10 protein-coding genes, 1 tRNA gene and 1 pseudogene are annotated in these 12,439 nt (G+C 54.6%); 6 read left to right on the forward strand and 6 right to left on the reverse strand.

Features of this window, described 5'->3' with window-relative positions; all coding sequences use genetic code 11:
- The first annotated feature begins 113 nt into the window (after nucleotides 1–113).
- Entirely contained in the window at nucleotides 114–1,715 is a 1,602-nt protein-coding gene (locus J4859_RS05325; protein ID WP_212333810.1) for a hypothetical protein, read from the forward strand.
- Between the two features lie 362 nt (nucleotides 1,716–2,077).
- Nucleotides 2,078–2,221: a hypothetical protein gene (locus J4859_RS05330; RefSeq protein ID WP_212333813.1), complete on the forward strand. Its 144-nt coding sequence runs from the start codon at nucleotides 2,078–2,080 to the stop codon at nucleotides 2,219–2,221.
- A 1,170-nt stretch (nucleotides 2,222–3,391) separates the two neighbouring features.
- On the opposite strand, the gene J4859_RS05335 is transcribed toward J4859_RS05330, so the two are convergent.
- Nucleotides 3,392–3,466, reverse strand: a tRNA-Val gene (locus tag J4859_RS05335).
- 278 nt (nucleotides 3,467–3,744) lie between these two features.
- Between J4859_RS05335 and J4859_RS17560 the strand changes: the two genes are divergently transcribed.
- The 4 genes and pseudogenes from J4859_RS17560 to J4859_RS05350 all read left to right on the forward strand — a co-directional run bounded on the left by J4859_RS17560 (nucleotide 3,745) and on the right by J4859_RS05350 (nucleotide 5,569).
- Entirely contained in the window at nucleotides 3,745–4,125 is a 381-nt protein-coding gene (locus J4859_RS17560) for a helix-turn-helix domain-containing protein (protein ID WP_371812227.1), read from the forward strand.
- Between the two features lie 365 nt (nucleotides 4,126–4,490).
- A pseudogene (locus J4859_RS17565) lies at nucleotides 4,491–4,754 on the forward strand (hypothetical protein); the annotation flags it as partial.
- Nucleotides 4,755–4,773: 19 nt separating this feature from the next.
- The gene (locus tag J4859_RS16795) at nucleotides 4,774–5,001 is read left to right on the forward strand and encodes a transposase (RefSeq protein WP_256436827.1); all 228 of its coding nucleotides are present in this window, start codon (nucleotides 4,774–4,776) and stop codon (nucleotides 4,999–5,001) included.
- 160 nt (nucleotides 5,002–5,161) lie between these two features.
- On the forward strand, nucleotides 5,162–5,569 hold the full coding sequence (locus J4859_RS05350; protein WP_212333821.1) for a transposase: 408 nt from the start codon (nucleotides 5,162–5,164) through the stop codon (nucleotides 5,567–5,569).
- 1,371 nt (nucleotides 5,570–6,940) lie between these two features.
- On the opposite strand, the gene J4859_RS05355 is transcribed toward J4859_RS05350, so the two are convergent.
- The 5 genes from J4859_RS05355 to J4859_RS05375 form a co-directional block, all read right to left on the reverse strand.
- Nucleotides 6,941–7,465 carry a DUF1097 domain-containing protein gene (locus J4859_RS05355; protein ID WP_212333824.1) on the reverse strand — a complete coding sequence of 175 codons (525 nt, stop codon included), beginning with the start codon at nucleotides 7,463–7,465 and terminating at the stop codon, nucleotides 6,941–6,943.
- A 147-nt stretch (nucleotides 7,466–7,612) separates the two neighbouring features.
- A complete protein-coding gene (pflB, locus tag J4859_RS05360) occupies nucleotides 7,613–9,880 on the reverse strand; it encodes a formate C-acetyltransferase (RefSeq protein ID WP_212333841.1) in 2,268 nt (755 codons plus the stop codon).
- Between the two features lie 2 nt (nucleotides 9,881–9,882).
- On the reverse strand, nucleotides 9,883–10,629 hold the full coding sequence (gene pflA, locus J4859_RS05365) for a pyruvate formate-lyase-activating protein (protein ID WP_212333844.1): 747 nt from the start codon (nucleotides 10,627–10,629) through the stop codon (nucleotides 9,883–9,885).
- Between the two features lie 90 nt (nucleotides 10,630–10,719).
- Nucleotides 10,720–11,427 carry a Crp/Fnr family transcriptional regulator gene (locus J4859_RS05370; RefSeq protein WP_212333847.1) on the reverse strand — a complete coding sequence of 236 codons (708 nt, stop codon included), beginning with the start codon at nucleotides 11,425–11,427 and terminating at the stop codon, nucleotides 10,720–10,722.
- Nucleotides 11,428–11,509: 82 nt separating this feature from the next.
- Complete coding sequence (locus J4859_RS05375) at nucleotides 11,510–12,145, reverse strand: tRNA (cytidine(34)-2'-O)-methyltransferase (protein WP_212333850.1); 636 nt, start codon at nucleotides 12,143–12,145, stop codon at nucleotides 11,510–11,512.
- Between the last annotated feature and the right edge of the window lie 294 nt (nucleotides 12,146–12,439).

Below are 12,439 nucleotides of genomic sequence, written 5' to 3' on the forward strand. Positions count from 1 at the left end.
GCGACAAGCGCGTCGCTCACGAGGTGTCATCGGCTGGCCCAGAGAGAGGGATGACTTGGTAAAGACCGCGCAAATGGACAGAAAAAAAGATCGAGAAAGCCGCCGTGAACCGCGTGTGCGACCTTATCCAGCAGTGCGATACTATCGATGATAAGCTAAAAGAGGGTGATAAGAACATCCTCATAGACGGTTTCCTCGATCTGTACAGCTCACCGGAGCAGAGGGTCGAGAACCTGCGTGCGGAGATTCCCGTTCAGGTCAAAGGTACGATGGGGAAGCTGAAGCCCAACAAGCACGGTGTGGTGAAGTTCATGGCACGCGCCAAGGCACTCAAACGCTACAGGGACGTGTACTACGGCGTACTTCTTTTCGTTGTCGGCGTGAACAAGAACTCCCGTCTTGGCGAGGATGTCTTCTTCGCGCAGCTCTTGCCCTACAACATCAACTGTGCGCTGTCAAAGACATGCCCAAATCAGGAGAAGACGTCGGTACCTATCAAGCCATTCCCGACAAACCCGAAAGAGATGACAAGGATCATCACGGCGCTCAACGCCAACCGGAAAAAGCAGATGAAGGCTAAGGTCGTCGCATACGACTTCGATGGAGATACAAAAACCCTGCCAGAAGATATCAACTCTATATCAGTCTCGACCCAGTTGTACAAAGGCGAACGTGTGACAACGATAGCCGGTTTGGAAAACGCCTACGTCTACGGCAAGGACATGGAGGGCCAGCTCGTCGTGCTCGGGAAAATTGAGGACGTGGCAATGTTCGCCAGAGGTGCTGAAGTCAATGTTGCGTCCGGGGACTTCGAGCTGACGACGCTGCTGATGCTGGGCGACCATCGTGAGGGCACCTACATTGAGTTCGAGGGCGTGAGCATGATCCTGCGCGATGACCACAGGGTCACGCTGAGCTTCGGCATCAAGGGCCCGATCCGCAGGAGGTACAACACGGCCCGGTTCGTCCACGAGTTCATGCGCACGGGCGAACTAAGGGTCGAAGGGAAGACGTTATTGCGGACCAAGATCGAGAGTGACCCGGATCTCGAGATGCGCCTGGACGAGGACGTGTGTGCATGCGGCGAGTTTGTCGAGACGCTGGGCGCGCTCAGTATCGCCGTCGACTGGGATTCTGCTGACATGACGACAAAGGAGCTAAACGATCTCGCCCTCATGCACCGCCTGCTGGTGGAAGGAAAGCCATGGGCCGGCCAAGATATAGAGTCGCCGATTGTCCACTTCGACATCCAGGGATGTAGGGTCTATGCGCTCGTCCGGAAATGTGGGGATGGCAGCTACGCCTTCACGGGCCTCGACTCCGACCAGCTGTGCTTCTCCTTCTCTTCGCCAGATGAGAAGGAGCCGGAGGTGAGGGGGCCGTTCGAGCCGGTTCCCGCTGCGATGGTGCTTGGCAAGGACGACCTTCAGAAGGCTGTGAACCTAGACCTGGGGAAGTTCGATGCGCAGTTCGACCGTTTCCCGGTGACCGTGGGCAACCAGACGCCGCTCAACCAGAAGCTCCTGGACATGCTCACGGCCTATGACGAGGGTGCCAGGCAGCCGCAGGGCCTGCTCGCATGCGCGGCGGTACTAGCGCGAAGACTGCACGAGTTCGACCAGAAAAGCCAGACCTACCTGCTCAACCTGTTGCAGACGATAGGGCGCAAGCGTGAGTTCAACGAGGAGGAGAAGTCCGCGCTAGGGAAACGATGATTAATTCGCCTCGATGAGGTAGCTGGGGCCACACGCTGTATGACATCGGCTCAAAATGTCTCGAACCACACAGTGCCCATATCCACATAGATGCCTATCTGCCTTCTGGATATGGTATAGCTACATCCACGTATTCCAGCATATCCAAAAGGAAGATATGGACAGATAGATGAGCTTTGAAGACCTTAAATCCTAAGGTCTAAGGAGAAAGACTGGGCGAGAGGCACTCCTGGAGCGGATGGATGCAATCGTTGTGTGGGATAGCTGGGCTCTCAGACGAGGGAACTTAAAGATGCTATCCTGGATTGTCACTCCTGGTAGCGCTTCTGTGCACGCAGACCTCATGCAAGCGCAGGTGCCAGATGCGACGACACTTGCGAAGATGCGCCATAGCCTTAAAGCGAGAGGAGTTCGGCAAAGCTTGTGCTTTGCGCCTGAACTTAGAGCTCGAGAAGGCAGGGATCACGGCGCGGGGTGGCTCCATGGTGGATGTGACCTTCACCTGAGCCTTAAAGCTCCACAAAGAGCAAGGACCACGCACGTAACCCTTAAGGCGCACCAGTCCAAGAAAGGGGGAGCCTGGCGTATCGGATACAAGGCGCATATCGGCGTGGATGCCGCAGGTGGCCTTGTGCATGGTGTGGAGACGATCGCTTAGAATGTATCCGACATATCCTGTGGCACATGCACTCGTTAAGGGAAGATGATAGGTTCTGCTGCGCAGACTTTAGGCTATATAGGTATAGTGAAGCGCCCTTAAGGTCACAGCAGACCCACACCTCTCATCTATGCGCTAAAGCGTCGCTTAAGGAAGCCTTCGACTAGAGAGGGCCTTGCCTGTGCACTCTTCTCCGAAAAGGGTATCGAGTCCAGGAAGGCATCCGGCCGCTTAAAGGTAGAAGCATCCCTTCCTTATCGTGAAGCGGCGCTTCTGCCCCTTAAGGACACGCTACTAGGGGATAGAGAAGATGCCTGCACACTCAAGTCTTTCTCGCCCTTGCAAACCTTACCCATGTGCATCTTTTGCCGGCAGGCTGCACCTCCCGGCTCTCAGCGTCGCTTGATCCGTCTTGGAGCCTTATTGCGGTGCATGTGGCAGGACAAATGTAAGGATGGCGACTTCTGCACGTGCTGGATGAGCATCCTTCCCTGCCTTTCCCGCATTCCGGCCTAGAAAAGTCGTGTGGTCGGTCCCCTTTAACACGTTATGGGGCATTAATCATCGTTTCCCTAGAGGACATTGCTCTCGAAGCCCCCGAGCTATACACGAAAGCTGCGGCCTATGCGCTCATGGGCTATTCGGAAATGGCGCAGGTTTGCCTCAGTCGATGCTCGGAATCCGAGCGCAGGCAGATAGAGGGCTATCCGATCTCGCGGTTCTTCGTGAGCGAAAGGCCACGGAACTAGCTAACCGTTTGGGAACCTTTTCCAACCCACTCACCACTGCTCCGCTCCGGGCTTTTGCCGGACCGGGTCTTGCCACGGGGCTACACGCGCCCTGGAAGTTAACCTGGGCAGGCCGGGGTCCGCCCCCTTCTCAACGGCAAGGCAATACGTGACGAACATATGAAGAGACCCGACAGTCAAAATGCGCAAAAAGCGTGTACCAAAATCGCGTACCAAATGTGTACCAAAAGAAAACAGGCCACCAACTATGCTGATGACCTGGTCTTTTATGGTGGGCGTTAGAAGATTTGAACTTCTGACCTCTTCCGTGTCAGGGAAGCGCTCTCCCCCTGAGCTAAACGCCCATCTCCATTGTGCTACACCTGCGTAGCAGGTAATAGATTACGTGAACAGCAGCAAAATTACAAGTAGAAAATTGAAAGTGTTTTAATTACATATATTGAGCAGGTATTTTGAAAGAAGCGGTAGATTTCTGTCCCTCGTGCACTACCATAGCCCGGCTATTCTGACTCATCGCACTGTATTGTGCTGAGTCTTGCGTCAACTAAGGTATCTTCACAGCTGTAGCTGTAAAGACACGGTTGTGAGAAGAGCCATGAGACTTATGGCTGACAAGTACGAAATGCACAAGCGATATGACAGATCGAGCCTTGCGAAAAGAAGATCCATTGAGCATGGGCTAGATTCAAAACACTCTATCTGTTCCATCGCAAAAGACTTTGATAGAGTACCCTCTACAGTGAAGAGAGAGGTTAGACACCACGTGGTCTACATAGTACCTAAGGGAGAGCCCGGAGAGCCAAAAGACAAAGACTGTCAAAGAGACCACTTGTGGCAGCCACCGCAGTGTTGCTGCGGGTGTATGAGATACACAACAGAGGTATGCCACTACCGCATCCATGTAGCCTATATGGTGAAATACGCACAAACGCTTGCAGATGAAATGCGGCATCGATATGAGCGAAGAGGATACAGCGCACACAGTTGCCCACATACAAGATAAGCTCGCTTGTGGGCTTTCCCCTCAGCAGATAGCAACTGCCTCTCCTGTTCCAGTATCTGCCTTCACTATCTATCGCTGGGTCCACAGACGGTATGGCGATTATGTCTGCCGTGGACTTTAAGGCGATCTGTGGGCTATAGGTCCTAACAACACGCCTTTGTGCCCCGTATAACCACCCGTCCGAGCGCTTATAGTCGTTTCTGTCCTTAGGAGAGCCTGTGTTGGTGCCTGGGAGATAAATACAGCAGAAGGTCTTCAATCTGACAGCGAATGTATCCTTACACCTTTGTACAGACTATCGAAGTTTCGGTCGCGCCCGTAAAGTGGTGTAAAAGGTGGGCGAGCCAGAGGCTCGCCGCCAAGGTGTGCTCGCAGTCACCAAACAACGAGGACACCCAAGAGGACGGACATGGCTCGAATCAATCTTGCACTGGACCAAGACGAGGTACTGGGGCTGCTTACCGACGGGGGGCGGGGACGCCTTCAGGCTGCTGCTCCAGGAGACGCTCAACGGGGTACTGAGGGCGAAGTCAGCCGAGCAGCTGTGCGCCCAGCCCTACGAGCGCGCCGACAGCCGCAACGAGACGAAGGCAAGGCCCCTCACGACCAGGGTCGCCACCATCGAGCTGAAGGTGTCAAGGCAGCGCAATGCCCCGTTTGAGACCCTCGTGTTCGACAACTACAAGCGCAAGCGAGGCTGCCCTTATGACCGAGATGGCCGAGATGGCCGTCGCGGGCGTCTTTACAGTGAAGGTGGGCAGGGTCGTAGAGGAGGTCTGCGAAAGGTCGTTCTCCAAGCACTCCGTCTTTGAGGCTCACGCCGAGCTGGACCCCGCTATCAGGGCGTTTTGTGATTGGCCCCTTAAGGGCGAGTAGCCGTTCGTGATGGCAAACGCCACCTACCTCAAGGTCAGGGTCGACCACCGCGTGAGGTCAAAGGCACTGCTAAGTCATCGGGGTCTCGCTTGCCGAGTCGCACACGGGACGCTCCTGGGTGGACTTCCTGCGCTCCCTCGTGGACGCCAGAGAGGGGCTCGTGGCGGCCACAAGGGAGGTGCTGCCCGGTGCCGCCTGGGCAGCGCTGCCAGGCCCACTGCTCGCGCAACGTGTGCAAGGCCACCCCCAAGGGAGTGTGCGCCGGCCTAAGGGGGAAGCTGGTCGAGAGGCTCAACTGCCAAGCGCACCGGAGGAGAGGCACAGGTGCGACGAGATACTGGCAGACTTGCGCGACGTTGCCTCAAGGGCGGTGAGGGTACTGATCGCCGCGATGCGCCTGTACATGAGGACGTCCAACTACCTGGAGAGGCTGAACAGGGAGATAGAGAGGCACGCCTGCTTTGTCGGGGTCTTCCCGAGTAAGGCGTCAGCGATCAGGCTGATCGAGTCGGTCCTTACCGAGGAGAACGAGTGCAGCTCGACGCAGAGGAAGAGCTACTACGGATAGGACTTACACACAGCTCCTGCAGGTGGAAGACGAGCTCGCAAAGATAGCGCGCAACCAGAAGGACATGGCGAAGGCGTAAGGCAGGGAACGCGACAGCGATTTTACACACGGATTCGGACTTGACCGAAGTTTCAGCTCATATCTTTGAGGGACCACAAAGACTGCGACAATACCAAGCGAACACTTGAGATGTTCTTTGAGTCTGTCGGAGAGCCGAGTTCTCAGATGAAGAGGTGCCAGGACACCTTTTCGAAGGAGAGGCTCAAGCAATCAGGCTCTACTGCTGCGACCCTAGGGAAACGATGATCAATTCACCTCGATGAGGTCACTGGGGCCGCACGCTGTATGACATCGGCTCAAAATGTCTCGAACCACGCAACTCCCATACCCACATAGATGCCTATCTGCCTGCGGATATGTTATAATTACAGCAACGTATTCCAGCATATCCAAAAGGCAGATATGGATAGCCTGATGAGCTTTTAAGACCTTAAATCCTAAGGTAAAAGGAGAAAGATCAGGCAAGAGGCACACCTGGAGCGGATGGATACAATCGTTGTGTGGGACAGCTGGATTGCACTGGTAGATACCAGCTACCACTGACAGGCTCTTGTCAGGCATGTGCGCGCTGCAAAGACAAAGCTTAGGATGTATCTGCTACAGGTTATGTTTGGGCTCTTAAGACGAGGGAACCTAAAGATGCTATCCTGGACTGCCACTCCTGGCAGCGCTTCTGTGCACGTAGACCTCATGCAAGCGCAGGTGCCAGATGCGACGACACTTGCGAAGATGCGCCATAGCCTTAAAGCGAGAGGAGTTCGGTAAAGCTTGTGCTTCATGACCTGGACTTAGAAGCTTGAAAAGGCAGGGATCACAGGGCGGGGCGGCTCTATGGTGGATGCGACCTTCACCTGGGCCTTAAAGCTTAACGAAGAACAAGGACCACGCACGCGACCCTGAAGCTCATCTGGCTGCCCACATCTTCCTTTTGGATATGCTGGAATACGTTGCTGTAATTATAACATATACGCAGGCAGATAGGCATTTATGTGGATATGGGCACTGTGTGGCTCGAGACATTTTGAGCCGATGTCATACAGCGTGCGGCTTCGCCGACCTCATTGAGCCGAATTAATCATCGTTTCCTTAGATGAGTTGGTTTCAAAACTTATTGCAACACCGAAAAGGACGATAGCTTCCTGCGCAAACACTGAGGACCGATTGTTTCCATGAAAGATCTGTTGTCGAGAAGTCTTGCGCTAAGTGCAAATACACTTTCTAGCTGCTAGATATTGCGCTAACTTCAAGAATCAACCACTTCGAAGAAAGCGAATTTCGTTGGGACCTGTATAGATTAAATGGATAGGTCCATTACTTACAGATGCTGTTGGCGAGCTTCTGTCCGCACATGTCACAGGCGAGACCAAGCAAGACACCGATAACAAGTGAAGGGATGATCATCGGATTGCCGCCTGCGGCAAAGGTAGAGAAGGAGCCGAAGAAGGTACCCGGCACGTAAGAGAGGTACTTGAAATGGGCATCCGCGCACATGAAGTAGGTCGTCACGCATGTCATCACCAACGACACTGCCTGCGAGACTCTCGGATCGAGGAAGAGGCCTCCCACAAAGAGCGAGATAAAGGCAAAGGCACTGCCGCACAGAACACAGCACAAGATCAGCGGTAAGGCCTTGGGACCGCTTTTGGGGTACGCAAAATAAGAGGTGCAGCCGGCGAATCCTGCCCAACCAATTAAGCCCACAGCGGGTCCGAGAAGCATCCAGATGGTGCAGAGAACAGCAGTGGCGAGGGAGGTAACAACAAGACGGGATTTCACTTCGGAGGTCCTTTCTATGGTTGCTATCACCAAGAAAGTGATAGAGGATCGGTGACGCATTTATGGTACCATCTGCTTCAATTGTTGATGCTGCTCTGAAAGTTAATTATCGTTTTGGGGCTGAGACATGATGGGGCGGCATAAAAAGCGTGACCAGCCCATATAAGAGTTGGTCACGCGCGCTCAAGGTATCAACGTGATGTTTGATTATACGTGGTCGTGGCAGGTGCGGGCGAGGACATCGAGCTGCTGCTCACGGGTGAGGTCGATAAACTTCACCGCATAGCCTGAGACACGGATCGTGAAGTTGGCATACTCAGGCTTCTCGGGGTGCTCCATTGCGTCACGGAGCTTCTCAGTGCCGAAGACGTTGACATTGAGGTGGTGGGCGCCCTGCTTGAAGTATCCGTCGAGGACGTGGACGAGGTTCTCTTGACGCTGATGCAAGTCATTGCCCAGAGCGAAGGGATTGATCGTCTGCGTGTTGGAGATACCGTCTAAGGCGTACTCGTAGGGGAGCTTGGCGACTGAGTTGAGTGAAGCAAGCAGGCCGTTTTTCTCTGCGCCGTAGGAGGGATTGGCACCCGGGGCAAATGGTGTGAAGGCTTTTCTGCCGTCAGGGAGTGCGCCAGTCGCTTTGCCGTACACCACGTTCGAGGTGATGGTCAGGATGGATGTCGTAGGCTTAGAATTGCGGTAGGTGTGGTGCTTTTTCACCTTTGTCATGAACGTCTTCAAGAGCCACACGGCGATATCGTCAGCTCTGTCATCGTCGTTGCCGTAGCGCGGGAAGTCCCCCTCGACTTTGTAGTCGACGACCGCGCCGCTCTCATCGCGGATTGTCTTCACGTGGGCGTACTTGATGGCAGATAGGGAGTCTACGACATGGGAGAAGCCGGCGATGCCGGTAGCGAAGGTACGGCGGACGTTTGTGTCGATCAGCGCCATCTCTGCAGACTCGTAGTAGTACTTGTCGTGCATATACTGAATGAGGTTCAAGGTATTGACATAGAGATCGACCAACCAGTCCATCATCAGATCGAACTTGTGCATGACCTCATCGTAGTCTAGATACTCTGAGGTGATCGGGGCGTACTCGGGGCCGACCTGCAGGTGGTTGCCATTCTTATCGTCGAACTTGACGTCCTTGCCGCCGTTGATCGCATAGTTGAGGCACTTGGCGAGGTTGGCGCGGGCGCCGAAGAACTGCATCTCTTTGCCAGTCTCTGTGGCGGAGACGCAGCAGCAGATGCTGTAGTCGTCGCCCCAGACCGGACGCATGACATCGTCGTTTTCATACTGGATCGAGGAGGTTTGGATCGAAATCTTGGCAGCGTACTTGCGGAAGGCGATGGGTAGCCGGTCAGAGTAAAGGACCGTGAGGTTGGGCTCCGGGGCAGGCCCCATGTTCTCAAGGGTGTGCAGGAACCTGAAGTCGGTCTTGGTAACCTGGGAGCGGCCGTCCTGACCCATGCCGGCAACCTCCAGGGTGGCCCAGACGGGGTCGCCGGAGAAGAGCTCATTGTAGGAGGGGATGCGAGCGAACTTCACCATTCTAAACTTCATGGTCAGATGGTCGATTAGCTCCTGGGCATCTGCCTCACTGATGCGGCCGGCCTTGAGGTCACGGTCGAGATAGATATCGAGGAAGGTTGAGATTCTGCCGACGGACATGGCGGCGCCGTTCTGAGTCTTGATCGCGGCGAGGTACCCGAAGTAGAGCCACTGCACTGCTTCCTGGGCGTTGGTAGCGGGCTTGGAGATATCGAAGCCGTAGATCTTTGCCATCTCCTTCATGCCCTTGAGGGCGCGGATCTGCTCGGCGATCTCCTCACGCAAGCGGATCACGTCGTCCGTCATTGTTCCGTCCCCGCAGTTCGCAAGGTCGTGCTGTTTCTGGGAGATGAGGAAATCGATACCGTAGAGGGCGACGCGTCGATAGTCACCGACGATACGGCCACGGCCATACGTGTCGGGGAGTCCAGTGATTACGTGGGAGTGACGGGCCAAACGCATTTCGGGGGTATAGGCGTCAAAGACTGCCTGGTTGTGGGTCTTGCGGTACTCGTTGAAGATCTTGTGGTACTTCTCGTTGATCTTATAGCCGTAGGATTTAGCAGCTTCCTCAGCCATTCTGATGCCGCCGTAGGGCATAAAGGCACGCTTCAGAGGTTTGTCGGTTTGGAGGCCGACGATGCGCTCGAGGTCCTTGGCCTTAGGATCTATGTAGCCCGGGCCGTAGGCGGTGAGGCCGCTCACGACTTCAGTCTCGCAGTCGAGGACACCACTGCGTTTGCGCTCCTCTTTCTGCAGATCCTGTACCTTGTTCCACAGGGTCATCGTCGCCTCAGTCGGGCCTGCGAGGAAACTCTCATCGCCGTCATACGGCGTATAGTTCCTCTGGATGAAGTCGCGGACATTGACCTCGTCGGTCCAAAGCCCCGGGGCAAAGCCCTTCCATGCTGCTGTTTCCATTGCTAATCCTCCTCGATAGTGGATGGTTTATCGGATAAGATGCGCTGCGCCCGCTCAACCCGTTGCGGGGAGGGAGGTTTCACGTCGCGTAAGGTATAGGGGATATGGAGCGCATCCCACTTGTAGATGCCGAGGGTGTGATAGGGGAGCACTTCGACGCGTTTCACATTGTGCAGGGTGGCGATAAAGTCACGGGTACGCTCAAGGTACTTATCGACGTCCGTGATACCCGGGACCAAGACCTGACGGATCCAGACCGGTACGTCGTGGTCAGAGAGCCACCGCAGTGCTTCAAGAATGTTTGTGTTGGGATGTCCGGTAAGCTTTTGGTGCTCGACCGGATCGATATGTTTGATATCTGCGAGGACCAGATTGGTTGAGTGCATCAGGTTCTGGAACTCGCTGTAGAACGGCTCCTTGGTGGTAAAGGGAGCAAGTGAAGTGTCGAGGCAGGTATTAATGCCGAGTACATGGGCCTTCTCAAAGAGCTCACGGACAAAGCTGACCTGTGAGAGGGCTTCGCCGCCTGAGACAGTGATGCCGCCTTCCGGTCCCCAATAGGCACGGTAACGTTTAGCTTTATCGAGCAGCTCATCGGCGCTCATATCGGTACCACCGGTGAAGCTCCAGATGTCCGGATTGTGGCAGTAGCGGCAACGCATGGGACAGCCCTGCAGAAAGATCAGGTACCGGACCCCGGGGCCATCGGCCGAACCAAACGATTCAACGGAATGTATATGACCGATCATTTACACTCCCCACATCTACGTATTCATTACACCTTTAAGGTTACGAAGAAGGGGAAGTGCATTCCATGATTAAAATCAAGTAACGAAAAATTATTCTTTGCTGACTTGGGCTAAGGCAGCTCGGTTGATCACTTTCAGATGCCCGCGTCCGATGCGTTTGACTAACCCATCCTTCTCAAAGGCGGAGAGGATACGGGAGACGGTCTCAGGGCGTAGGTTGACTGAGGCAGCGATCTCATCGAGCCTCAGATGGATCTCCTGGTGGAGACAACGGTCATTTCTGTGGAGCAGATAGCGCGCTAGGCGGCTCTTGGGGGAGTGGATGCTTAAGATCGTGATCTTTTCCTCCGCATCGTCGAGCTCGGTGCTCAGCGTCTCGACGAGGTGCATCGCGACCTCGGGATGTGCGGAGATGAATGACTCAAAGTCCGTTCTGCGGATGCTGCACACACTGACCTCAGTCAGGCAGGCAGCGCTGTAGTGGTAGGTGTGATCCTGTAAAAACATTCCGTGCCATAGAGCCTGTCCGTCGTGTAGGATATCGAGGATGTATTCTTCGCCGTCTTCGCTTAGGCGGTAGGTCTTGATGCGGCCCTTTCGGATGATGAAGATCGACTCGATCGGATCGCTCTCATGCACGATCACGGAGCCTTTGGGGTAGTCGCTCTGGTGGGCGCAGCGCATCAGCTCACGCTTAGCTCCGCTGTCCAGATGGGAGAAAAGTCGGATGTGGTTCATGCAACAGTCACCGGTGGCACGGTACGAGCAGGACTGGTAGGGACAAAGGGGAGTTCCCATACTCGTGTGTCGCTCTGCCATCGTACTCCTTTCCCCCTGTGCCGGTGTGGTGTAGATACCCCACTTTGCTTTCTCTGTACCCTCAATTGTAGAGTTGTATGTCGCACCCCTGGAAACCAGTCTGCCTCAGCGCTTCGTAGAGCACGATTGCGGCAGAGTTGGAGAGGTTGAGGGACGTGACGACACTCGCTCGGGGATCTACGAAGTTGCCTGCGATATCACGTTGGAGATCAGGGTGGAGATTGTCGAAGGTCTCATGCCACGTATCCGCATTCTTGAGCGCATCGTCCCCACGCATTGGGATGCGCTCACACAGGGAGGGATGCGCTGAAAGCAAGTCTCTCGAAAGCCCGGCACTCTCTTTACCGAAGATCAGGTAGTCCCCCTCGTGATAGGTGGAAGAGGAATACACACGCTTGCCCGCCTTAGTCAGTAAGTGGACATGTATATCCTCAACATCCTGCGCAGTAGTGGCGGTATTCTCCTGCAGTGCCTGTTCCACGACTGGGTTCTTCTGTACGAATTCATCCCAGTCATTATAGACGGCCAGATTCAAGCTTTCCCAGTAGGCGAGGCCGGCACGCCGCAGCGCTTTTTCTTGAAGGGAAAAGCCTAAAGGTCCAGCCAGGTGGAGTCGTGCACCTGCTAAAACACAGGTACGGCCGATATTCCCCGTATTAGCGGGGATCTCCGGTTCTACGAGCACAACGTTGAACATGGCTATCCTTTCAAGCCCTCTATACTGAAGGACGGATGATTAAAAGACACTGTTCTTCAGTATAGGGTTCTCATTGGATAGGAGGCGGACCCAAAAAGTTGGAGAATCTAGGTCGCTAGACCCAGTGACAGGCGCTATTCCAAAGGACTCATCCGGCTGAGTGATTCCTTTGGTCTTTCGTTGCAATACTACGTGATGTAGCCACTAAACTGATTCATAAATTCGTTGCGTATGGTGTGGCTCCAATCCAGGTAGTAAAAGAATTCATGCTTGAGTCTACCGAAGATATCATCT

Origin of the sequence: Atopobium sp. oral taxon 416 (assembly GCF_018128285.1) — a bacterium.
GTDB lineage: Bacteria > Actinomycetota > Coriobacteriia > Coriobacteriales > Atopobiaceae > Olsenella_L.